General features: G+C 58.2%; 19 protein-coding genes and 1 pseudogene. 11 read left to right on the top strand and 9 right to left on the bottom strand.

The window, feature by feature from the left end:
* Window positions 1–14 precede the first annotated feature (14 nt).
* A complete protein-coding gene (locus tag CKW16_RS09125; protein WP_095128109.1) occupies window positions 15–2,606 on the bottom strand; it encodes a glycosyltransferase in 2,592 nt (863 codons plus the stop codon).
* Between the two features lie 288 nt (window positions 2,607–2,894).
* Between CKW16_RS09125 and tcdA the strand changes: the two genes are divergently transcribed.
* A complete protein-coding gene (gene tcdA, locus CKW16_RS09120) occupies window positions 2,895–3,707 on the top strand; it encodes a tRNA cyclic N6-threonylcarbamoyladenosine(37) synthase TcdA (RefSeq protein ID WP_371918014.1) in 813 nt (270 codons plus the stop codon).
* Window positions 3,708–3,838: 131 nt separating this feature from the next.
* Here tcdA and CKW16_RS09115 read toward each other — a convergent pair whose 3' ends face one another.
* From CKW16_RS09115 to CKW16_RS09100, 4 genes are all read right to left on the bottom strand, one after another.
* Window positions 3,839–4,243, bottom strand: a complete 405-nt coding sequence (locus CKW16_RS09115) for a SufE family protein (RefSeq protein WP_095128108.1) — start codon at window positions 4,241–4,243, stop codon at window positions 3,839–3,841.
* Complete coding sequence (locus tag CKW16_RS09110) at window positions 4,240–5,445, bottom strand: aminotransferase class V-fold PLP-dependent enzyme (RefSeq protein ID WP_095128107.1); 1,206 nt, start codon at window positions 5,443–5,445, stop codon at window positions 4,240–4,242. Before CKW16_RS09110 ends, CKW16_RS09115 begins: the two co-directional genes overlap by 4 nt.
* Window positions 5,446–5,594: 149 nt before the next feature.
* The gene (gene dapD / locus CKW16_RS09105) at window positions 5,595–6,629 is read right to left on the bottom strand and encodes a 2,3,4,5-tetrahydropyridine-2,6-dicarboxylate N-succinyltransferase (protein WP_095128106.1); all 1,035 of its coding nucleotides are present in this window, start codon (window positions 6,627–6,629) and stop codon (window positions 5,595–5,597) included.
* A gap of 32 nt (window positions 6,630–6,661) precedes the next feature.
* Entirely contained in the window at window positions 6,662–7,024 is a 363-nt protein-coding gene (locus CKW16_RS09100; protein WP_149629936.1) for an ArsC family reductase, read from the bottom strand.
* A gap of 215 nt (window positions 7,025–7,239) precedes the next feature.
* On the opposite strand from CKW16_RS09100, the pseudogene CKW16_RS09095 reads away from it, so the two are divergent.
* Window positions 7,240–7,509: pseudogene (locus tag CKW16_RS09095) on the top strand (Na+/H+ antiporter); the annotation flags it as partial.
* 21 nt (window positions 7,510–7,530) lie between these two features.
* Here CKW16_RS09095 and CKW16_RS09090 read toward each other — a convergent pair.
* The 4 genes from CKW16_RS09090 to map all read right to left on the bottom strand — a co-directional run bounded on the left by CKW16_RS09090 (window position 7,531) and on the right by map (window position 13,221).
* Window positions 7,531–8,280, bottom strand: coding sequence for a M12 family metallopeptidase (locus CKW16_RS09090; protein ID WP_095128104.1), 750 nt, complete (start codon window positions 8,278–8,280; stop codon window positions 7,531–7,533).
* Window positions 8,281–8,447: 167 nt separating this feature from the next.
* On the bottom strand, window positions 8,448–9,647 hold the full coding sequence (dapC, locus tag CKW16_RS09085) for a succinyldiaminopimelate transaminase (RefSeq protein WP_095128103.1): 1,200 nt from the start codon (window positions 9,645–9,647) through the stop codon (window positions 8,448–8,450).
* Between the two features lie 43 nt (window positions 9,648–9,690).
* Window positions 9,691–12,393, bottom strand: a complete 2,703-nt coding sequence (locus tag CKW16_RS09080; protein ID WP_095128102.1) for a [protein-PII] uridylyltransferase — start codon at window positions 12,391–12,393, stop codon at window positions 9,691–9,693.
* A gap of 45 nt (window positions 12,394–12,438) precedes the next feature.
* Complete coding sequence (gene map, locus CKW16_RS09075) at window positions 12,439–13,221, bottom strand: type I methionyl aminopeptidase (RefSeq protein ID WP_046046303.1); 783 nt, start codon at window positions 13,219–13,221, stop codon at window positions 12,439–12,441.
* Window positions 13,222–13,594: 373 nt separating this feature from the next.
* On the opposite strand from map, the gene rpsB reads away from it, so the two are divergent.
* From rpsB to bamA, 9 genes are all read left to right on the top strand, one after another.
* Window positions 13,595–14,332, top strand: coding sequence for a 30S ribosomal protein S2 (gene rpsB / locus CKW16_RS09070; protein ID WP_003219330.1), 738 nt, complete (start codon window positions 13,595–13,597; stop codon window positions 14,330–14,332).
* 192 nt (window positions 14,333–14,524) lie between these two features.
* A complete protein-coding gene (tsf, locus tag CKW16_RS09065) occupies window positions 14,525–15,388 on the top strand; it encodes a translation elongation factor Ts (RefSeq protein WP_095128101.1) in 864 nt (287 codons plus the stop codon).
* A 210-nt stretch (window positions 15,389–15,598) separates the two neighbouring features.
* Window positions 15,599–16,342: a UMP kinase gene (gene pyrH, locus CKW16_RS09060; protein WP_003172271.1), complete on the top strand. Its 744-nt coding sequence runs from the start codon at window positions 15,599–15,601 to the stop codon at window positions 16,340–16,342.
* Window positions 16,339–16,896: a ribosome recycling factor gene (frr, locus tag CKW16_RS09055; RefSeq protein ID WP_095128100.1), complete on the top strand. Its 558-nt coding sequence runs from the start codon at window positions 16,339–16,341 to the stop codon at window positions 16,894–16,896. Before pyrH ends, frr begins: the two co-directional genes overlap by 4 nt.
* 13 nt (window positions 16,897–16,909) lie before the next feature.
* Window positions 16,910–17,665: a polyprenyl diphosphate synthase gene (uppS, locus tag CKW16_RS09050; protein ID WP_095128099.1), complete on the top strand. Its 756-nt coding sequence runs from the start codon at window positions 16,910–16,912 to the stop codon at window positions 17,663–17,665.
* Window positions 17,665–18,471: a phosphatidate cytidylyltransferase gene (locus tag CKW16_RS09045; protein WP_095128098.1), complete on the top strand. Its 807-nt coding sequence runs from the start codon at window positions 17,665–17,667 to the stop codon at window positions 18,469–18,471. The genes uppS and CKW16_RS09045 overlap by 1 nt, the downstream gene beginning before the upstream one ends.
* Window positions 18,468–19,658 carry a 1-deoxy-D-xylulose-5-phosphate reductoisomerase gene (gene ispC, locus CKW16_RS09040; protein ID WP_095128097.1) on the top strand — a complete coding sequence of 397 codons (1,191 nt, stop codon included), beginning with the start codon at window positions 18,468–18,470 and terminating at the stop codon, window positions 19,656–19,658. Before CKW16_RS09045 ends, ispC begins: the two co-directional genes overlap by 4 nt.
* A 53-nt stretch (window positions 19,659–19,711) precedes the next feature.
* Complete coding sequence (gene rseP / locus CKW16_RS09035) at window positions 19,712–21,064, top strand: sigma E protease regulator RseP (RefSeq protein ID WP_095128096.1); 1,353 nt, start codon at window positions 19,712–19,714, stop codon at window positions 21,062–21,064.
* A 74-nt stretch (window positions 21,065–21,138) separates the two neighbouring features.
* Window positions 21,139–23,529: an outer membrane protein assembly factor BamA gene (gene bamA / locus CKW16_RS09030; RefSeq protein ID WP_095128095.1), complete on the top strand. Its 2,391-nt coding sequence runs from the start codon at window positions 21,139–21,141 to the stop codon at window positions 23,527–23,529.
* Window positions 23,530–23,531 lie beyond the last annotated feature (2 nt).

Here is a 23,531-nt window from a genome sequence, read left to right as displayed (position 1 = left end):
GCATCTGGAACGATTTAGACCGCCGGTGCCGGTTCGGCCTCGACCGAAGGTTTCGGCAGCGAAGACAGGAACGCCATGATCAGCGCCGCCAGGTATGGCAATGATTGCACAAGCAACATCGTCACCCAGAAGCGCATGTCGTTGCTCGGCAGGCCGTTCACCAGGAAAATCCCCAGCGCCGCGCTCCACAACAGCAGCATGATGAACATTTCTTCGCGAGCTTCCGAAATCGCCACCCAGAAGCCGTGGTTATCGGCGTTTTTCGGGGTGCGGAAGAACGGAATGCTGCTGGTGAAGAAGCCGTACAGCACCGCTTTGGCGATGGTGTGCGACAACGCCAGCCCTGCCAATGCCGCGCAGAAAGCGTCCTTCAGGTTGACCCCGACCGCACGGCGGTACAGGAAGATGATCTTGCCAACCTTGAACACGAACAGCGCCAATGGCGGGATTGCGAAAATCAGCAACGGTGGATCGACCCGCTGCGGCACGATGATCATCGCCGCCGACCACAACAACGCGCCAACGGTGAAGAAGATGTTCATGCCATCCGCCACCCACGGTAACCAGCCCGCGAGGAAGTGGTAACGCTGGCCACGGGTCAGCTCGGTGTCCTTGCCGCGCAGCAAACTGGCGGTGTGACGCTTGATGATCTGAATCGCACCGTAAGCCCAGCGGAAACGCTGTTTCTTGAAGTCGATAAAGGTATCGGGCATCAGGCCTTTGCCGTAGCTGGTGTGGTAATACGCCGCTGACAAGCCTTTCTCGAACACGCGCAGACCCAACTCGGCGTCTTCACAGATGCACCAGTCAGCCCAGCCCAGTTCCTCGAGCACCGAGCGCCGGGTCATGGTCATGGTGCCGTGCTGGATGATCGCGTCACGGTCGTTACGGGTAACCATGCCGATGTGGAAGAAACCTTTGTATTCCGCGTAGCAGAGCTTCTTGAAGGTGCTTTCGTTCTGGTCGCGGTAATCCTGTGGCGACTGCACCACGGCGATTTTCGGATCGGCGAAGTGCGGCACCATGTGCTTGAGCCAGTTCGGGTCGACGCAGTAGTCCGAGTCGATCACCGCAATCACTTCGGCATCCTTGGCGGTGTGCGGAATCAGGTAATTCAGCGCGCCACCCTTGAAGCCGGCCAGTGGTGCAACGTGGAAGAACTTGAAGCGCGGGCCGAGGGTTTCGCAATAGTCGCGCACCGGCTCCCAGACCGCCGGGTCCTTGGTGTTGTTGTCGATGATCAGGACTTCGAAGTCCGGATAATCGAGATTGGCCAGGGCGTTGAGGGTCTGTTTGACCATCTCCGGCGGCTCGTTGTAGCAAGGCACGTGAATCGAGACTTTCGGTCGGTAGTCCGAATCGCCGACCACTGGCAGGAATTCACGTCGACGCTTGTGAGTCCAGACCGCTTCGGCCAGTTCATGCGCCTCGGTCAGCAGCACGATAAACACCCCGAGTGCGCCGAGCGCGAGTAAGAAGCCCACCGTCAGGCTGAACCAGGTGCTGTATTGCTGACTGTAGTCGTAACCGATCCACACCAGCACCGAACCACAGAGGAATGCGATGAAGGTCAGGAAGGTGCGGCCACGTTGGCGCAGGGCCGAGCCGTCGATCATCAGCAGGGTCAGGGACAGCAGAGCCAATACCACCGAACCGATGGCCAGCACGCGCCATTGCGGGATCGCGACGACCGGGCCTTCAAAGTTGAATTTCTGCTGGCGCGCGGCGTTGAAAACGCCCCAGTAAGCGCCCACGGAACCTTCGTCACTGGCCTTCCACGGTTGGTCAAAGGCTTCGATCACGAAGTAGTTGAAGCCCTGGCGATTGAGCTTGTTGACCAAGGTCCGCAGATAAATTGCCTGGTCTGCCGGCGACGCGTCGGCGCCACCGCGCATACGGCCGTTGCTCGGCCAGCCGACTTCCGACAGCAGCAGCGGTTTTTTCGGGAACATCTTTTTCAGGTCCCGGGCGCGGTCGAGTACGAACTGCCCGGACTGCTCCATCGGAACATGTTCCCAGTACGGCAGGACGTGGGCGGCGATCAGGTCGACGTGCTTGGCCAGGCTCGGGTTTTCTTTCCAGATGTGCCATTGCTCGGAGGTCGTCACCGGTACTTTCACTGCCGCGCGGACGCGATCAAGGATCACGCTCAGTTCGGCGGCGGTAATTTCCTTACGGAAGATCGCCTCGTTGCCCACCACCACGCGAACCACGCTGCGGGAGGTATTGGCCAGGTCAATGGCGCGCAGGATTTCACGCTCGTTGCGCGCAAGATCCGGGCTGATCCAGATACCCAGCGTCACGCGCAAACCGAATTCTTCGGCGAGCTTGGGAATATCCCCCAAGCTGGCATCGACCGAGTAAGTACGGATGTTGTCCGTCAGCTTGCTCATGATCTCCAGATCGCGACGCATTTCATCGTCGGTCGGATATTGCTCTTTTTGTGGGTACTGCCCTTGCTGGAACGGCGAGTACGAAAAGCCGGAGATCTGTTCAGGCCAGTTGGGGGCGGTGACCGGGCGATTGATCAGCGCCCAGAAGCCGGTAAACAAGGCTGCGATGGCGAGCACCACGACCAGGTTGAGTCCAAATTTACGCGATGACATAGCTTTTTCAGGTTCCAGGGGCTGCTGAACGAAGGAACGGTCGGCGGCCGATTGCCAAGAGGCTGGGGGCGCGCATCCTACACCGGGCGTTCACTGACCGTACAGCGGACAGGGAAATGCCGGACGTTGGGCAATCCAACTCGGTTTAAGTTCTTTCGTTGGACCTTGTAGGTTAAATCTTGGTTCTGTGTAGGCTGATTAAATAGGTCAAGACGCCCGTTCATAGCCCAAAGATGCTCTTGGCCGCTGACGGCCCTATAATGCGCGCCGGTTTTTGGGGTAATGGTCATGAGTACAGAAGATCCGCGGTTTGCAGGCATCGCCCGTTTGTATGGCATCGACGGCCTGGAGCGCTTGCGCGCGGCCCACGTGGCGATCGTCGGCGTTGGTGGCGTCGGTTCCTGGGCGGCGGAAGCCGTCGCCCGTTGTGGCGTGGGCGAGATTTCGCTGTTCGACCTGGACGACGTCTGCGTCAGCAACGCCAACCGTCAGTTGCACGCGCTGGACAGCACCGTCGGCAAACCCAAGGTTGACGTGATGGCCGAGCGCCTGCGCGGGATCAACCCGGACTGCACCGTGCACGCGGTGGCGGATTTCGTCACCCGCGAGACCATGGCCGAATACATCACGCCGAACATCGACTGCGTCATTGATTGCATCGACAGCGTGAATGCCAAGGCGGCGCTGATTGCCTGGTGCAAGCGCCGCAAGATTCAGATCATCACCACCGGCGGTGCGGGCGGGCAGATTGATCCGACGTTGATTCAAGTGTGCGATTTGAACCGGACCTTCAATGATCCGCTGGCTTCGAAAGTGCGCTCGACCTTGCGCCGGGATTACAACTTCTCACGCACCGTGACCCGTCATTACAGCGTGCCGTGCGTGTTTTCCACCGAACAACTGCGCTACCCGAAACCGGATGGCAGCATTTGCTTGCAGAAGAGTTTTGTCGGTGACGGTGTGAAGCTCGACTGCGCCGGAGGGTTTGGTGCGGTGATGATGGTGACGGCGACGTTTGGCATGGTCGCGGCGACCAAGGCTGTGGATAAGATTGTTGCCGGAGTGCGGCGTCCCGCGGATCGGGTTAAACCTGAGGTTTAGGGGGCTGCAGATGGCCCCTTCGCGAGCAAGTCGAATCGTCGCACCGCCGCTCCCACATTTGATCTGCGTCGGATGCAAAATCCAGGTGCACCTCAAATCAAATGTGGGAGCGGGCTTGCTCGCGAAGGCGGTTAACCAGCCAACTCATTCATTCGCTGTAACACGGCGTTGAGGCCATTGCTGCGCGACGGGGAGAGCTGACGACTCAGTCCAAGCTGATCAAACCACTCCGGCAAATCCACCTGCTGCAACTCAACCGCTGACAACCCGTTAACCCGCGACAGCAGCAACGCCACCAACCCGCGAATCAACCGTGCATCGCTGCTCGCGGCAAACTGCCAGTGACCATCCTCTAACGCACCCACCAACCACACCTGGCTTTCACAGCCATGCACGCGGTTGGCGTCGACTTTATCCACATCGCTCAAAGCGGGCAGACGGTCGCCCCATTGCATCAACAGCCGCGCCCGTTGTTCCCAACCGGCAGCCTTCTGAAAAGTCTCCAGCGCCGTAGCGGCATCGGCAGGCAAGTTCATCGCAACAGCTCCAGCGCCTGATCCAGCGCTTCAAAGAACCGTTCCAAATCTTCGGAATCGTTGTACAGCGCCAACGACACCCGGATGGCCCCAGCCAGCTCAAAACGCTTGAGCAACGGCATGGCGCAGTGATGACCGGCGCGCACCGCGATCCCCTGTTCGGTCAGCAAATGCGCCAAATCAGAGTTATGCACACCCTCGACGACAAAACTGGCCAGCGCCAGTTGCGGCTTGCCCAACAGCCGAATGCCGTTCCGTGCTTCAAGGCCTTTGAGCAAATAGTCATGCAGCGCTGCTTCATGGGCGCAAACCGCGTCCTGATCGAGCCCCGCCAGATAATCCAGCGTCGCCCCCAAACCAATCACACCGGCAATCGGCGGCGTACCCGCCTCGAAACCCAGTGGCGCCGGGCGGAACCGTGCGCTGTGGTAATCCGCATCCAGCACCATTTCGCCGCCGAATTGCCAGTGGCGCAGTTGCTCAAGCGCTTCATTGCGACCGAACAGCACGCCCAGACCATCGGGGCCGTAGAGCTTGTGGCTGGAAAACACATAGAAGTCGCAGCCCAGCGCCTGCACGTCGTGCCGGCCATGAACCACGCCTTGGGCGCCATCGACCACGGTCAGCGCGTTATGCGCCTTGGCCATCGTCAAGAGGGCGGGCAACGGCTGCCAGGCGCCGAGTACGTTGGACAGCTGACTGACCGCCAGCAAGCGGGTTCGAGGACCGATGAGCTGCGCGGCAGCATCAAGGTCAATCAAACCGTCGGCGTCCAGTGGCAGGATCACCAGCTTCAGGTCGCAACGATGGGCCAGTTGCTGCCATGGCAACAGGTTGGCGTGATGCTCCAGGGCGCTGATGACAACTTCATCGCCCGGATTGAATAGATGTTCCAGGCCGTAAGCCAGGAGGTTCAGCGCAGACGTTGCGCCGTGGGTAAAGATGATCTGCCCGCAATCGCCGGCATTGAGCCAGTGGGCGACTTTGCTGCGGCTGGCCTCGAACGCCTGGGTGGCGTGGGCGCCGGGCAAGTGTTGCGCCCGATGCACGTTCGCCGCGCCGTTGGCGTAGTAGTGCGCCAGGGCATCCAGCAGGGCTTGAGGTTTTTGCGTGGTGGCGGCGTTGTCCAGATACGTCTGGTCTTGCCGTTGCAATGCGGCGATGGCCGGAAAATCGGCGCGCCAGGGAGAGGGAATCATCATGTTGTTCGGCCCTGGTAAACATGGGCGGATGTACGCCTGACCTTGACCTTGTAGGAGCGAAGCTTGCTCGCGAAGGCGTCATCACTGGCGCCAAAAGCTTCGCGAGCAAGCTTCGCTCCTACAGGTCAGGTGATCGTTCGACGCTCTGCTTAGTTGTGAGCGTGCAGCGCTTCGTTCAGTTCGATCGCCGATTTGTGGGTTTTGCATTCCACCGCGCCGGTTTCCGAATTGCGGCGGAACAGCAGGTCAGGTTGACCGGCCAGTTCACGGGCCTTCACGACTTTGACCAGTGCGTTGTTTTCGTCCAGCAGCGCCACTTTGGTACCAGCGGTCACGTACAGGCCCGACTCAACGGTGTTGCGGTCGCCCAACGGAATGCCAATACCGGCGTTCGCGCCGATCAGGCAGCCTTCGCCGACCTTGATCACGATGTTGCCGCCACCCGACAGGGTGCCCATGGTCGAGCAACCGCCGCCCAGGTCCGAACCCTTGCCGACGAATACACCAGCGGAAACGCGACCTTCGATCATGCCCGGGCCTTCGGTGCCGGCGTTGAAGTTGACGAAACCTTCGTGCATCACGGTGGTGCCTTCGCCGACGTAAGCGCCCAGACGAATACGTGCCGCGTCAGCGATACGCACGCCGGCCGGAACCACGTAGTCAGTCATTTTCGGGAATTTGTCCACCGAGAACACTTCCAGCAACTCGCCACGCAGACGGGCTTCCAGTTGATGTTCGGCCAGTTCGGCCAGGTCGATTGCGCCCTGGCTGGTCCATGCCACGTTCGGCAGCAGCGGGAACACACCGGCCAGGTTCAGGCCGTGCGGCTTGACCAGACGATGGGACAGCAGGTGCAGCTTGAGGTAAGCCTCAGGGGTGGAGGTCAGCTGAGCGTCCTCGGCCAGAATGGTCGCGACCAGCGGCTTGTGGCTCTCGGCCAGACGGGTCAGCAAGGCAGCCTGGGCAGCGTCGACGCTTTTCAGCGCTTCAGCCAGTTGCGACGCCTGAGCGGTAGTGAACGCGATGGCCTGATTGCCTTCGGTGTAGCCCAGAACCGGCGCGATGGCAGCGACCAGTTCGGCCGACGGGTTGAGCAGTGGCTGCGCGTAAAACACTTCCAGCCATGCACCTTGACGGTTTTGAGTGCCGACACCAAAGGCCAGGCTGAACAGGGTAGTGGACATGTTGATACCTCTAAAAAATGGAACGGGCTGCCTTACTTGAGCGCTGCCGCGTAGATATCTGGCTTGAAGCCAATCAGGGTTCGGTCACCGAGATCAAGCACCGGGCGCTTGATCATCGAGGGTTGTGCGAGCATCAGTTCGATGGCTTTCGGCTGGTCGAGATCGGCTTTGCGTTCGTCGTCGAGCTTGCGAAAGGTCGTGCCTGCACGGTTCAACACCACTTGCCAGCCGTGCTCGTCGCACCATTGGGTCAGGTGTTCACGGTCGATTCCGGCCGCTTTGTAATCATGGAAGTTATAGCTGACAGCGTGTTCATCGAGCCAGGTGCGCGCCTTTTTCATGGTGTCGCAGGCTTTGATGCCGAAAAGGTGCAACGTTTTGCTTGAAACGGTCAAGGAATTGCCCCCTTTGCAGGTGCTGGAAATTAATGGTGACGGATTATGCCATGACCAGACGGTTTCGCGTCGGTCGTGGTCGGGTTTGTCTGTAGGTCATGCCGATCATCTGTTGCGTGCGACATTGGTGTAACGGCTCGCCCGCAGTCTAAGCGGCTAATATGGCGCTTCAATGCTGTCGATTGCCTGGAAAACGCGCTTTATGCACATCGTCCGCCGCCCAAACTGCGTTGGCCGCCGAACTGAAGGTGCGGATCATGTCCGAGTATCGTCATCAACTGGAAGTGTTCAATGATTTGGTTGAAGCCCAGGCGCTGGCGTTTCAGATGGGTTTGCTGGCGCGGCGTCTCTGGTTGAAGGCGCTGCGAGCGCAGCGTCTGGAGTTATATAAGCTCAGTCGTCATCACCAGATTGGTGATGACGTGTTACGAGAAGTGTTGGGTGAACTGGATTTGAGTGAGGCCAATCTTGGGCTAGTTAAATAGTCTAGCCATGCTCACTAAAATCTATGGATAGCTTGATTGATAACGTTTTGGATAAAGCAACTTCATCAGTTTTTTATCTTTTTTACTTATCTTTCGGTTGATAGGGATTTCCCAATCACCCAATGTCAGGGTGTTCGCCACTGGATGGTGCATGACCGACTTTCTGTCGTACGGCGTATAAATCGCTTCGATTGTATCGAAGGGCTGAAACAGGTTCCTATCGACTTGTTCTATGGTCAGCGGATTCATTTCTCGATTCTGGTAGAACGCATACACTTTCGGTTTATCCCAGGGAATATTAGCCTCAGGGTGTTGGTGTTCATGCATGGCGCCTAAGGCATGTCCAAACTCATGAGTCACGATCACGGCGAAATCTTCATGTTCAGGGTTGACCCCCAGATCCATGGTCGGCCAGTCCGGATGAATCAACAGCGCATCGGTGCCCAGCATTGAGCTGTTGACGTTGTTTTTTGTCGCAATCCGGATGTCACCTTCAAGTCCATCGACAAAATCGAACCTCAGATTGATGTAAGGCAGCCACTGGCTGGCAGCGTCGATGATCTTCTGTTTGTGCTCATCATCGGGGCCGTCGATAAAGGCGATTTTGAGCGTCCGTCCGTTAGCCCACAGTTTTGAGTAATTGATCAGCGAGCGCTTGCGGCGAGTACGGCTGGAGGAGTTTGCGTTTGCGGGGTTTTCGTTGACGGCAGCATCGTAGGATTGCTGATCATCAGGCCATTGGATAAGAGAACAGTTTTCAATGCAGTTCATTCGTTACTTCTTCCATGAAGTGGGTGTAAAGGTTTATTAGTGCACACAATTATGTGCTGCATGAGAGTAAGGGGAGCTTTGCAGTGTGGTGAGCTTTAATTGTGGACGAAATGTAACTGGCTATATAAGAGTGCCCGCACTGCGTTGCACAGTGCGGGCTGGGATATTTACTTGTTGCGGGTAATAAACTCGCGAATTCTCTTGGCCGCTTCCACACATTCGGCCAGTGGCGCGACCAGTGCCAGGCGCACGCGTCCGGCGCCCGGATTGAAGCCATCAACTTCACGAGATAGATAAGAACCCGGCACCACGGTCACGTGTTCTTCCACAAACAGATCACGGCAGAACGCCTCATCGTCGCCTTCAACATTCGGCCACAAGTAGAAACCGCCATCCGGGCGCTGCACGTCCATCACCGGGCTGAGGATCTCCAGCACCGCATCGTATTTCTCGCGATACAGCGCACGGTTGGCGCGCACGTGCACTTCGTCATTCCACGCGGCAACACTGGCCAGTTGGGTCTGAACCGGCATCGCGCAGCCGTGGTAGGTGCGATAGAGCAGGAAGCCTTTGAGAATGTCCGCGTCACCGGCCACGAAGCCTGAACGCAGACCTGGCAGGTTGGAGCGCTTGGACAGGCTGTGAAACACCACGCAACGCTTGAAGTCCTTGCGGCCCAGTTCCACACAGGCGCTGAGCAGGCCGGCCGGCGGGGTTTGTTCGTCGAAATACAGTTCGCTGTAGCACTCGTCCGCGGCGATCACGAAGTCGTATTCGTCGGCCAGGGCGATCAGCTTCTTCAGGGTTTCGACCGGGATCAAGGCGCCGGTCGGGTTACCTGGCGAGCACAGGAACAGGATCTGGCAGCGTTTCCAGATGTCCGGTGAGACGGCGTCGAAATCCGGGTTGAAGCCGTTTTCGTCCAGGCATGGCAGGTAATGCGGCTTGGCACCGGCGAGGAACGCTGCGCCTTCGTAGATCTGATAGAACGGGTTCGGGCTGACCACCAGTGCATCGTCGCCACGGTTGACGACGGTCTGGGTGAAGGCGAACAGCGCTTCACGAGTGCCGTTGACCGGCAGCACATTTCGCGCCGGGTCGAGCCAGCCGTTCGGAACGCTGAAACGACGTTCGCACCACGCGGCGATGGCTTCACGCAGGGCCGGAATTCCGAGGGTGGTCGGGTACACGGCCATCTTATCCAGATTGCTTGCCAGGGCTTCGGCGACAAAGCTTGGCGAACGGTGTTTCGGCTCGCCGATGGACAGCGCAATGGCACGCTTGTCCGGGTTTGGCGTGACGCTGCCGAGCAGGGCGCGGAGCTTCTCGAACGGGTAGGGCTGGAGCTGGGTCAGAGCGTTGTTCATCGGTACGGGGTCTCGTTCAAAGCTGCTGAATCCTGACGCGCAATCAGATGCTGATGCGCGACAGTTTGATATCGGGTTCGTTGCTGACGGTCAGCTGTTCGACGATTGCATCCTGCAAGCGGCTGCACAGCAATGGGTCGGACAACGGCTGGTTGTTCGCGTCGGTGATGAAGAACACGTCTTCCACGCGCTCGCCGAGGGTGGCGATCTTGGCGTTCTGCAACGACAGATCGAACTCGAGGAAGATCGTGCCGATGCGTGCCAGCAGGCCTGGGCGGTCGGGGGCGCTGAGTTCCAGCACGGTCACCGGACGCTGGGCGTCGTTGTGGATCGTCACCTGTGGCGCAAACGCGAAATGCTTGAGTTGGCGCGGTACCCGACGCTGAATGATGGTCGGGTAGTCGTCCGGGTTGCGCAGGGCTTCGGTCAGGCCCTCGCGAATCTGTTTGACCCGCGCCGGGTTATCACCGATCGAGTCGCCATCGGTGTCGAGCACGATGTAGGTGTCGAGGGTGAACTGGCTGCTGGAGGTGATAACCCGGGCGTCGTGAATGTTCAGGTTGAGCTGGTCCATTGCAGCCACGGTCACGGCGAAGAAGTCGTGCTGATCCGGCGCATAGATGAAGATCTGGGTGCCGCCTTCGAACTCGCGCTGGGTGGTTTCCTTGATCAGCACCAGCGGCCCGCCATCGGCCGGCTGCTGGAGGATCGCGTCACTGTGCCAGGCCACGTCGCCAGCGGTGTGGCGCAGGAAGTAGTCATCGCCCAATTGCGACCACAGCTGCTCGACGTCGTCCGGATCGGTGCCGCCGCGCACCAGAATGTCCAGTGCTGCGCTCTGGGTCTGGCGAATCTGCTCTTCGCGGTCCACCGGGTTCTCCAGGCCACGGCGCAAGGCACGCTTGGTCTCGGTGTAGAGCTGGCGCAACAGGCTGGCGCGCCAGGAGTTCCACAGCGTCGGATTGGTGGCGTTGATGTCGGCGACGGTCAGCACGTACAGATAATCGAGGTGAGTTTCGTCGCCGACGATCTGCGCGAAATCGTGAATGACTTGCGGGTCGGACAAGTCCTTGCGCTGGGCAGTGGTCGACATCACCAAATGGTTCTGCACCAGCCAGACGACCAGGCGACTGTCCCACACCGGCAACTGGTGGCGCTGGCAAAAGGCTTCGGCATCCACGGCACCGATTTCCGAGTGATCACCATGCCGACCCTTGCCGATGTCGTGGTACAGACCGGCAAGGTAGATCAGCTCAGGTTTGGGTAGTTTGCCCATGAGCTTGCTGGCCAGCGGGAATTTTTCCGACACCTGGGTGTACTGCAACTTACGCAGGTGTTTGATCAGGTTCAGGGTGTGAGCGTCGACCGTATAGATGTGGAACAGGTCGTGCTGCATCTGCCCGACGATGAAGCCAAACTCCGGCAAGTAGCGTCCGAGGATGCCGTAACGGTTCATCCGTCGCAGATTGCGATGGATGCCGATCTTGCACTTGAACAGCTCGATAAACAGGCTGGTATTGCGGATGTCGTTGCGGAAATCGTCGTCGATCAGGTGACGGTGTTCTCGCAGCAGGCGAATGGTGTCGGCGCGCACGCCTTTGATTTCCGGCTGCTGGGCCATCAGTACGAAGATTTCCAGCATGGCGAACGGAGTTCGGCGGAACACGTTGTCGTTGCGCGCCTCGATGTAACCGTCGTGCAGCTGGAATCGCGAGTTGATCGGCTGCGGCGGCGCTTGGTCTTCCGGCGCGAGGATGACTTCCTCGAAGTGCTGGATGATCAGGTCGCTGAGCTGGGCAATGCTCATGACTACCCGGTAATACTGCTGCATGAAGTTTTCGATGGCTTGCTTGGCATCATCGCCTTTGAAGCCCAGCAGCCCGGCAATGGTGCGCTGGTGATCGAACAGCAAGCGGTCTTCGGAACGGCCGGCGAGCATGTGCAGGGCGTAACGAACCTTCCACAGAAATTCCTGGGAGGAGGCCAGCAGCGCGTTTTCGCTCTCGACCAGGAAACCTTCGCCGGCCAGGGCCCGCAGGTTCAGGGTGCCGTACTCGCGACGGGCCACCCACAGAATCGTCTGAATATCCCGTAGGCCGCCGGGAGAGCCTTTGACGTTGGGTTCCAGGTTGTATTCGGTGTCGTTGTATTTGTGGTGACGGGCCTTCTGCTCGGCGCGTTTGGCCAGGAAGAAGTCCTTGCTCGGCCACATGTGCGCGGTGCTGGTGACGTCCAGCATGCGCTGGCGCAAGCGCTCGGGGCCGCAGATGGTGCGGCTTTCCATCAGGTTGGTGACGACCGTCAGGTCGGCGCGGGCCTCCTGGACGCATTCGTCCACGGAGCGAACGCTCTGACCGACTTCAAGGCCGATGTCCCACAACAGCGTCAGAAAACGCTCGATGGAATCTCGGAAAACTTCGTGATCGGCGCTGTCCAGCAGGATCAGCAAATCGATGTCGGAATAAGGGTGCAACTCGCCGCGACCGTAGCCGCCGACCGCGACCAGCGCGATGTCGGCGTCTTCGCTCCAGTTGAACTGCTCCCAGGCCTTTTGCAGGATGTTATCGACGAACCAGGCGCGATCCTCGATCAACCGGCGAATGTCGCGGCCGCTGCGAAAGCGCTCGTCGAGCACCTCGCGGGCCTGGCGAATCGCCTTCTTGAAGGCCGCGATCGGGCTTGCCTTCAGGGCCAGTTCAGCCTGGAACTGACCACGGTCGAAGAGTTCGGGATCCACCTGCGGCATCGATTGGCTTTCCTGTCTATAAGGCTGAGGAGCTGCGCGCCCGGATCAGGCCGAAACGCGCGGGATGGTGTCGTCGGCGCGCAGGGTGAAAATCTCGTAACCGGTTTCGGTTACCAGCAGGGTGTGTTCCCACTGTGCCGACAGCTTGCGGTCCTTGGTGATCGCGGTCCAGCCGTCGCCCAATACCTTGGTGTCGGCTTTGCCCTGGTTGATCATCGGCTCGATGGTGAAGGTCATGCCGGCCTTCAGTTCCATGCCGGTGCCCGCGCGGCCGTAGTGCAGGATCTGCGGCTCTTCGTGGAACACCTTGCCGATGCCGTGACCGCAGAACTCGCGAACCACCGAGAAACCGTTTTTCTCTGCGTGTTTCTGGATGATTTCACCGATGTCGCCCAGGCGGCAGCCGGGTTTGACGATTTCGATGGCCTTGTACATGCATTCCTGGGTCACTTGCGACAGGCGCTCGGCCCAGACCGGCACCGTGCCGACATGGAACATGCGGCTGGTGTCGCCGTGGTAGCCGTCCTTGATGACGGTGACGTCGATGTTCAGCGTATCGCCATCCTTCAAGGCCTTCTCGTTCGGAATGCCGTGGCAGACCACGTGGTTGATCGAGGTGCAGATCGACTTCGGGAAGCCCTTGTAGTTGAGCGGGGCAGGGATGGCTTTCTGCTCGTTGACGATGTAGTCGTGGCAGATGCGGTCCAGTTCTTCAGTGGTAATGCCCGGCTTGACATGTTCGGCAATCATTTCCAGCACATCGGCGGCCAGTTTGCCGGCGATGCGCATTTTTGCGATGTCCTCTGGGGTTTTGAGGGTGACGGTCATACAGGCTCTCTCTGCGCTCGATGGCGCCTTCTAAAACGGAATGGGCGTTGCGCGGTCGATCTTCGCGGCCCTGAAAAACGCGATTCTAACAGACGAGCAGCGCAAATCTGAGCCTCTGTGCATCGCTTCTCCTTATAGAATGGAGCATTCTTGGAGGATTCCAAGGGACGGAACCAAGGCTCGCACCAGGATTTAACAATCCGGGTTCCGTTTTTTTCAGCCTTGTGGTATAAAATGCGCCGCTTTCCGGGGATCCCCTGAAAAGCCTAAATCCACACACGTGTCGACACGATGACCTGGGTGCCTTCAGCTGATGCTGCTGGTTGGTCATTGGGATACGTGGAGGCCAAACCCGACTTATTAAGGAACTATCATGTCCCAAGTCAACATGCGCGATATGCTGAAGGCCGGTGTGCACTTCGGTCACCAGACCCGTTACTGGAACCCGAAAATGGGTAAGTACATTTTCGGCGCGCGTAACAAGATCCACATCATCAACCTTGAAAAAACCCTGCCAATGTTCAACGAAGCTCTGACTTTCGTAGAGCGTCTGGCCCAGGGCAAAAACAAGATCCTGTTCGTCGGCACCAAGCGTTCCGCTGGCAAGATCGTTGCTGAAGAAGCAGCACGTTGCGGTTCGCCGTACGTCGATCACCGCTGGTTGGGCGGCATGCTGACCAACTTCAAAACCATCCGTGCTTCCATCAAGCGTCTGCGTGACCTTGAAGTGCAAGCCGAAGACGGTACTTTCGCCAAGCTGACCAAGAAAGAAGCGCTGATGCGCACTCGCGATCTTGAGAAGCTCGATCGTTCCCTGGGTGGTATCAAGGACATGGGCGGTCTGCCAGACGCTCTGTTCGTTATCGACGTTGATCACGAGCGCATCGCGATCACCGAAGCCAACAAGCTGGGCATCCCGGTTATCGGCGTAGTCGATACCAACAGCAGCCCGGAAGGCGTTGACTACATCATCCCAGGCAACGATGACGCAATCCGCGCTATCCAGCTGTACATGGGTTCGATGGCTGACGCTGTAATCCGCGGTCGCAATCACGTTGCTGGCGGCACCGAGCAGTTCGTTGAAGAAGCTCCGGTAGCAGCAGCTGAGTAATTGACGCCTTGGCGTTGACTCAGTAAGCAAAAAGGGGGCTTGGCCCCCTTTTTGCCACCTCGAAAACCGTTTGTCGGCAGCGCAGTTACAGCCTTTGTAACCTGCAGCAGCCAGCAAGGGTGGTTCGGGAAGAATTGATCGCCCGTTCGATCGGGTGGAATGGTTGAAAACCTATCCAAGAGGAATTTTGAAATGGCAGAGATTACTGCAGCGTTGGTCAAAGAACTGCGCGAGCGTACTGGCGAAGGCATGATGGACTGCAAAAAGGCCTTGACCAAGGCCGGCGGCGACATCGAAAAAGCCATTGATGACATGCGTGCTTCGGGCGCCATCAAGGCTGCCAAAAAAGCAGGCAACGTGGCTGCTGAAGGCGCAATCGCTCTGAAGGAAGACGGTAAATCCGCCGTTCTGCTGGAAGTGAACTCGCAGACCGACTTCCTGGCTCTGCAGGACGACTTCAAGGCATTTGTCGCTTCCAGCGTTGAAAAAGCGTTCGCTGACAAACTGACAGACGTTGCTCCTCTGATCGCCGCTCAAGAAGCCGATCGCCTGGTTCTGGTCGGCAAGGTTGGCGAAAACGTCAACATCCGTCGCCTGGCTCGCGTTGAAGGTGGCGTTGTTGGTGGTTACCTGCACGGCAACAAGATCGGTGTTGTGGTTGCCCTTAAAGGCGGCAGCGTTGAGCTGGCCAAGGACATCGCCATGCACGTAGCGGCGACCAACCCTGAATTCCTGCTGCCATCGGAAGTTTCCGCTGAAGCGGTCGAGCGTGAGAAGGGCGTGTTCCTGACCCTCAACGCTGACAAGATCGCCGGCAAGCCAGAAAACATTGTTGAAAACATGGTCAAAGGCCGTATCAGCAAGTTCCTGGCTGAAGCGAGCCTGGTTGAGCAGGCGTTCGTCAAGAACCCTGAAATCAAGGTTGGCGAACTGGCCAAGAAAGCCGGTGCTGAAATCGTTTCCTTCACCTACTTCAAAGTAGGCGACGGCATCGAGAAGCCGGTCGACAACTTCGCTGAAGAAGTTGCTGCCCAGCTGGCTGCCGCCAAGCAATAAGACGGTTTTTTAACTGTCGCCCTGAAGAGGCTGCCCGCTCACGCGCGCAGCCTCTTTTCAGATGGGGCACCAATTTTTAATTGGTTTCCTTTTGGAACTGGCTTACAAAGCCATGTTCCGATGGCGCTGAAGCAGCGCCAAGTTAGAGTGAACGCCAGCTGTAAACAGCTCGCAAAGAATTTTTAAAATACGCCGCAGGAGAGATTCGCAATGGCTCAGCAGGGCAGTGGTTATCAGGCTCGCTATAAACGCATTCTACTCAAGCTTAGCGGCGAGGCCCTGATGGGCTCGGAAGAGTTCGGGATCGATCCGAAAGTTCTGGATCGCATGGCGCTGGAAGTCGGCCAACTGGTCGGCATCGGTGTTCAGGTCGGTCTGGTGATCGGCGGCGGCAACCTGTTCCGCGGTGCAGCGCTGAGCGCGGCCGGCATGGATCGGGTCACCGGCGACCACATGGGCATGCTGGCCACTGTGATGAACGCCCTGGCCATGCGCGATGCGCTGGAACGTGCCAATATCTCGGCCATCGTGATGTCGGCCATTTCCATGGTTGGCGTAACCGATCACTATGATCGCCGCAAAGCCATGCGCCACTTGAACGCCAAGGAAGTCGTGATTTTCGCGGCCGGTACCGGCAATCCGTTCTTCACCACGGATTCGGCGGCGTGCTTGCGTGCAATCGAAATCGATGCCGATGTCGTGCTCAAGGCGACCAAGGTCGATGGCGTCTACACCGCTGACCCATTCAAAGACCCGCATGCCGAGAAGTTCGATCATCTGACTTACGATGAAGTGCTGGATCGCAAGCTGGGTGTGATGGATCTGACCGCCATTTGCCTGTGCCGCGACCACAAGATGCCGTTGCGCGTATTTAACATGAACAAGCCCGGCGCCCTGCTGAATATCGTGCATGGCGGCGCTGAAGGGACCCTGATCGAGGAAGGCCAACAATGATCAACGAAATCAAGAAAGACGCTAAAGAGCGTATGCAGAAATCCGTCGAATCGCTGATGCACAACTTCGGCCGTATTCGTACTGGCCAGGCGCACCCAAGCATTCTGGAAGGCGTGATGGTGCCGTATTACGGTTCCGACACTCCGATCAAGCAGGTGGCGAACATCACCGTCAAAGACGCCCGTACCCTGCAAGTCGTTGCCTTTGAGCGCAACATGCTGGGTGCTGTCGACAAAGCCATCGGTAGCGCGGGTCTGAACCTCAACCCGACCAACCTGGGTGAATTGCTGCTGATCTCCATGCCGGCCCTGACCGAAGAAACCCGTAAGGGCTTCACCAAGCAGGCTCGCGATGTCGCTGAAGATGCCCGTGTTGCGGTGCGCAACATCCGTCGTGACGCGAACAGCCAGCTCAAGGATCTGGTCAAGGAAAAAGAAATCAGCGAAGACGAAGAGCGCCGCGCCACTGGTGAGGTCGATGATCTGACCAAAAAGTACGTGGCTGAAATCGACGCGAATCTGGCGCAGAAAGAAAAAGACCTGATGGCCGTATAAGGGTCGCGTTTTCATGGAAAAGACCAAGCAGACTGCGCCGTCCGCGGTGCCGCGCCATGTCGCGATCATCATGGATGGTAATAATCGCTGGGCGAAAAAGCGCTTTATGCCGGGTGTCGCCGGTCATAAAGCGGGCGTGGATGCGGTTCGTGCGGTGATCGAGGTGTGTGCTGAGGCCGGGGTCGAAGTATTGACCCTGTTCGCCTTCTCCAGCGAGAACTGGCAGCGCCCGGCCGACGAGGTCAGCGCCTTGATGGATCTGTTCTTCAAGGCATTGCGTCGCGAGGCCAAGCGCCTGAACGAAAACAACATCAGTTTGCGCATCATTGGCGACCGTTCACGCTTTCATCCAGAGCTTCAGGCTGCCATGCGTGAAGCTGAGGCAATGACGGCGGGCACCAATCGCTTCGTTCTGCAGATCGCTGCCAACTATGGCGGACAGTGGGATATCGCGCAGGCCGCACAGCGTCTGGCTCGGGAAGTTCAGGCCGGGCACCTGCGTCCGGAGGACATTACCCCGGAACTGCTGCAAACCTGTCTGGCTACCGGCGATCTGCCGTTGCCGGACTTGTGCATCCGTACCGGTGGCGAGCACCGCATCAGTAACTTCCTGCTGTGGCAACTGGCTTACGCCGAGTTGTACTTCTCCGACCTGTTCTGGCCGGACTTCAAACACGATGCCATGCGTACCGCGCTGGCCGATTTTGCTTCTCGGCAGCGCCGCTTCGGTAAAACGAGCGAGCAGGTCGAGGCTGGAGCCCGGTTTTAATGCTTAAACAACGAATCATCACCGCGCTGATCCTGCTGCCGATTGCCCTGTGCGGGTTTTTCCTGCTCGAAGGCACCGGTTTTGCGCTGTTCATCGGGCTGGTCGTGACCCTCGGTGCATGGGAGTGGGCTCGTCTGGCGGGCTTCACTGAGCAGCCGATCCGCGTTGCCTATGCGGCTGTCGTCGCGTTGATGCTGTTTGTCATGCATATCCTGCCTGGGCTCGCGCCTTGGGTATTGGGCGCGTCGGTACTTTGGTGGGGTGTTGCAACCTATCTGGTGCTGACGTATCCGCGCTCCAGCGAACTTTGGTCCAGCGCTGCCTGCAAGCTGGTGATCGGTCTGCTGATCCTGCTGCCCGCCTGGCAAGGTCTGGTTCAGATCAAGCAGGAGCCTTTGGGCAACTGGCTGATCATGGCGGTGATGGTGCTGGTCTGGGGTGCTGATATCGGTGCTTACTTCTCTGGCCGGGCCTTTGGCAAGCGCAAGCTGGCGCCACAGGTCAGTCCCGGCAAAAGCTGGGAGGGCGTCTACGGCGGCCTCGCGGTGAGTCTGGTCATTACTGTCATTGTCGGTCTGGTTCGAGACTGGACGGTGGCGCAGCTGTTCAAAGGTCTGATGGGTGCAGCCATCATCGTGTTTATCTCGGTGGTAGGTGATCTCACCGAAAGCATGTTCAAGCGTCAGTCCGGGATCAAGGACAGCAGCAATCTGCTGCCGGGTCACGGCGGCGTGCTGGACCGAATCGACAGCCTGACTGCAGCGATTCCAGTGTTTGCCGTGCTGCTGTGGATGGCGGCACCGTGAGCCGCCCGCAGCAGATTACCGTTCTGGGGGCGACCGGTTCGATTGGTCTGAGCACGCTTGACGTCATCGCTCGCCATCCCGAGCGTTATCAGGCTTTCGCCTTGAGCGGTTTTACTCGTCTGAGTGAGCTGTTGGCGCTGTGTGTTCGTCATACGCCGCGGTTCGCCGTGGTACCTGAGGCGGGTGCCGCCCGAGGCTTGCAGGACGACTTGCACGCCGCAGGTCTGTCGACTCGTGTGCTGGTGGGTGAGGAGGGCCTGTGTCAGGTTGCTTCCGATCCTGAGGTCGATGCGGTCATGGCGGCCATCGTTGGCGCTGCGGGCTTGCGACCGACTCTGGCGGCGGTCGAAGCCGGCAAGAAAATCCTCCTGGCCAACAAAGAAGCACTGGTGATGTCCGGTGCGCTGTTCATGCAGGCGGTGCGCAAGAGTGGTTCGGTGTTGCTGCCGATCGACAGCGAGCACAACGCGATTTTCCAGTGCATGCCACAGGATTTCGCTCGTGGGCTGGGTGCCGTCGGGGTGCGTCGGATTTTACTCACGGCCTCTGGCGGTCCGTTCCGACAGACACCTATGGCTGAACTGGTGCATGTTTCCCCTGAGCAAGCGTGTGCCCACCCGAACTGGTCCATGGGGCGCAAGATTTCGGTGGATTCGGCCAGCATGATGAACAAGGGGCTGGAGCTGATCGAAGCCTGCTGGCTGTTTGATGCCAAGCCGTCCCAGGTCGAAGTGGTGATTCATCCTCAAAGCGTGATTCATTCGCTGGTCGATTATATCGACGGTTCGGTATTGGCCCAGTTAGGTAACCCTGACATGCGCACGCCGATCGCTAACGCGCTGGCCTGGCCGGAGCGAATCGACTCGGGTGTTGCGCCGCTGGACCTGTTTGCAATTGCGCGGCTGGACTTCCAGGCGCCTGATGAAGAGCGATTCCCTTGTCTGCGCCTTGCGCGTCAGGCGGCTGAATCCGGCAATAGCGCGCCGGCCATGCTGAATGCGGCGAATGAAGTGGCGGTCGCGGCCTTTCTCGACGGGCGGGTTCGCTATCCGGAAATCGCGAGTATCATCGAAGAAGTGTTGAATCTCGAGCCCGTGGTTGCGGTTGACGATCTCGAGGCAGTGTTCACGGCCGACGCGAAAGCGCGAGTACTGGCCGAACAATGGTTGAGTCGTCACGGGCGGTAAGTGCTGCAATACGTTGACCCATGCGGCACTGGACAGGATTGCGGAGAAAGTAGATGAGCGCGCTCTATATGATTGTCGGCACCCTGGTGGCTTTGGGTGTGCTGGTCACCTTCCACGAATTCGGCCATTTTTGGGTCGCACGTCGCTGTGGGGTCAAAGTGCTGCGTTTCTCCGTGGGCTTCGGTATGCCGTTGCTGCGCTGGCACGACAAGAAAGGCACTGAGTTCGTCGTTGCCGCGATCCCGCTGGGCGGTTACGTGAAAATGCTCGACGAGCGCGAAGGCGAAGTGTCGGCCGATCAGCTTGATCAATCCTTCAATCGCAAATCTGTCCGCCAGCGTATCGCTATCGTATCGGCGGGTCCGATTGCCAACTTTTTACTGGCGATGATTTTTTTCTGGGCGCTCGCCATGCTCGGCAGCGAGCAAGTGCGCCCGGTCATTGGCGCAGTCGAATCCGGCAGCATCGCCGCCAAGGCTGGTTTGAGCGCAGGCCAGGAAATCATTGCCATCGATGGCGAGCCAACTTCCGGCTGGGCCGAGGTGAACCTGCAGTTGGTCCGTCGTCTTGGGGAGAGCGGTTCCCTGCAGTTGCTGGTCCGTGATCAGGGTTCCACAGTGGATTCGCCCCGTGAACTGATGCTGGATAAATGGCTCAAGGGTGCCGATGAGCCAGATCCGATTCGTTCGCTGGGTTTACGCCCTTGGCGTCCGGCGCTGCCACCGGTCCTGGCTGAACTTGACCCGAAAGGCCCGGCACAGGCTGCTGGCCTGAAGACCGGTGACCGACTGTTGGCTCTGGACGGTAAGTCGCTTGATGACTGGCAGCAGGTGGTGGACACGGTCCGTATGCACCCTGATACCAAAATCATGCTGCGCGTCGAGCGTGATGGTGCTCAAATCGACGTCCCTGTGACGCTGGCCGCTCGCGGCGAGAAGAAGGCACCCAGTGGTTATCTGGGAGCTGGCGTGAAGGCAGTTGATTGGCCGCCAGAGATGATTCGCGAAGTGAGTTATGGTCCTGTGGCAGCGATTGGGGAGGGTGCTCGACGCACCTGGACCATGAGCGTACTGACCCTCGATTCGCTCAAGAAAATGTTGTTCGGTGAGCTCTCGGTAAAAAACTTGAGTGGACCGATAACCATTGCTAAAGTGGCGGGCGCTTCTGCCCAGTCGGGTGTCGCTGATTTCCTGAATTTCCTTGCATATCTGAGTATTAGCTTGGGAGTTCTGAATTTGTTGCCCATTCCTGTACTGGATGGGGGGCATTTGTTGTTTTATCTGATCGAGTGGGCGCGTGGTCGCCCCTTGTCGGATCGGGTGCAGGGTTGGGGGATACAGATCGGTATCAGTTTGGTGATCGGGGTGATGTTGCTTGCTCTTGTCAATGATCTGGGTCGACTGTAACGCTTCGCTGAATTGCGAATCTGCCGCATTTTGCGGCAGTTTGTTTATTGCCAGTTGGAATAAGAAAGGACTTCATGAAACGTCTGCTGCTAACTGCGGTTCTCACCGTATTGATGATCGCCGAAGTTCACGCCGAGTCCTTCACTATCTCTGATATTCGCGTCAATGGCCTCCAGCGGGTCTCCGCGGGTAGCGTCTTTGGTGCTTTGCCGTTGAACGTCGGTGAACAGGCGGATGATCGTCGCCTGGTGGAATCCACTCGTGCGTTGTTCAAAACCGGTTTCTTTCAAGATATCCAGCTGGGCCGCGATGGCAACGTCCTGGTCATCACGGTAGTCGAGCGCCCGTCGGTCGCCAGTATCGAGATCGAGGGTAACAAGGCGATCTCCACTGAAGACCTGATGAAAGGCCTCAAGCAATCCGGTCTGGCCGAAGGCGAGATCTTCCAGCGCGCCACCCTCGAAGGTGTGCGTAACGAGCTGCAGCGCCAATACGTCGCTCAGGGTCGCTACTCGGCTACCGTCGACACTGAAGTGGTGCCGCAGCCGCGTAACCGCGTTGCGTTGAAGGTCAATATCAACGAAGGCACCGTTGCTGCTATCCAGCACATCAACGTGGTGGGTAACACCGTCTTCCCCGATGAAGACCTGATCGACCTGTTTGAACTCAAGACCACCAACTGGCTGTCGTTCTTCAAGAACGATGACAAGTATGCTCGTGAAAAACTTTCCGGTGACCTGGAGCGTCTGCGCTCCTACTACCTGGACCGTGGCTATATCAACATGGATATCGCTTCGACCCAGGTCTCCATCACTCCGGACAAGAAACACGTCTATATCACCGTCAACGTCAATGAAGGCGAGAAGTACACCGTCCGTGACGTCAAGCTGAGCGGCGACCTGAAAGTCCCTGAAGACCAGGTCAAGTCTCTGCTGCTGGTCCAGAAAGGCCAGGTGTTCTCGCGCAAGTTGATGACCACCACGTCCGAACTGATCACCCGCCGTCTGGGTAACGAGGGTTACACCTTCGCCAACGTCAATGGCGTGCCTCAGCCTCACGATGAAGATAATACCGTCGACATCACGTTCGCCGTCGATCCGGGCAAGCGTGCTTACGTGAACCGCATCAACTTCCGTGGTAACACCAAGTCCGAAGACGAAGTGCTGCGCCGTGAAATGCGTCAGATGGAAGGCGGCTGGGCTTCGACTTACCTGATTGACCAATCCAAGACTCGTCTTGAACGTCTGGGCTTCTTCAAGGAAGTCAACGTCGAAACACCGGCCGTGCCGGGCGTCGACGACCAGGTAGACGTGAACTACAGCGTTGAAGAACAGGCTTCCGGTTCGATTACCGCCAGCGTTGGTTTTGCCCAGAGCGCCGGTCTGATCCTCGGTGGTTCGATCACCCAGAACAACTTCCTGGGTACGGGTAACAAGGTCAGCGTCGGCTTGACTCGCAGTGAATACCAGAGCCGTTATAACTTCGGTTATGTCGACCCGTACTGGACTGCTGATGGCGTGAGCCTGGGTTACAACGCGTTCTATCGCACCACTGACTACGACGACCTCGACGTCGATGTAGCCAGCTATGCCGTAGACAGCCTGGGTGCAGGCGTGAGCGTCGGTTATCCGATCAGCGAGACTTCGCGTCTGACCTTCGGCCTGACTGCGCAACAAGACAAGATCAAGACCGGCCAATACACCGTTGACGAGATCTTCGACTTCGTTAACAAGGAAGGCGATAACTACCTGAACTTCAAGGCTTCGGCCGGCTGGTCCGAATCCACACTGAACAAAGGTGTATTGGCGACCCGTGGTCATTCCCAAAGCCTGACACTGGAAACCACTACGCCTGGCAGCGACCTGTCGTTCTTCAAGCTTGATTACCGTGGCCAGTTGTTCCAGCCATTGTCTGAAAACTACACCATGCGCCTGCACACCGAACTGGGTTATGGCGATGGTTATGGTTCTACCGATGGCTTGCCGTTCTATGAAAACTACTATGCTGGTGGTTTCAACTCGGTTCGTGGCTTCAAGGACAGCACCCTCGGTCCTCGCAGTACCCCAAGTCGCGGTGCGGCTGTGACGGGTAACGCCGGTACGCTCGCCGACCCGGACCAGGATCCGCTGCCGTTCGGTGGTAACGTTTTGATTCAGGGTGGTGTCGAGGTTCTGTTCCCGCTGCCATTCGTCAAGGATCAGCGTTCCCTGCGTACTTCGGTATTCTGGGATGTGGGTAACGTATTCGACTCCAATTGCGAAAAAACCACGAACGCAAATGTCGGTTCAACCGCTCAAACAGAGTGTAACGAAATCAGCCTCAGCAACGTGGCCAGCTCCGTCGGTGTAGGCGTGACCTGGGTTACCGCACTGGGTCCTCTGAGCTTCGCGTTGGCCATGCCGATCAAGAAACCGGATGACGCTGAGACTCAAGTGTTCCAATTCTCCCTCGGCCAGACGTTCTAAGC

Origin of the sequence: Pseudomonas sp. Irchel s3h14 (assembly GCF_900187425.1) — a bacterium.
Taxonomy (GTDB): Bacteria; Pseudomonadota; Gammaproteobacteria; order Pseudomonadales; family Pseudomonadaceae; genus Aquipseudomonas.
The sequence above is the reverse complement of the archived record's forward strand: the minus strand, read 5'-3'. Positions and strand labels throughout refer to the sequence as shown.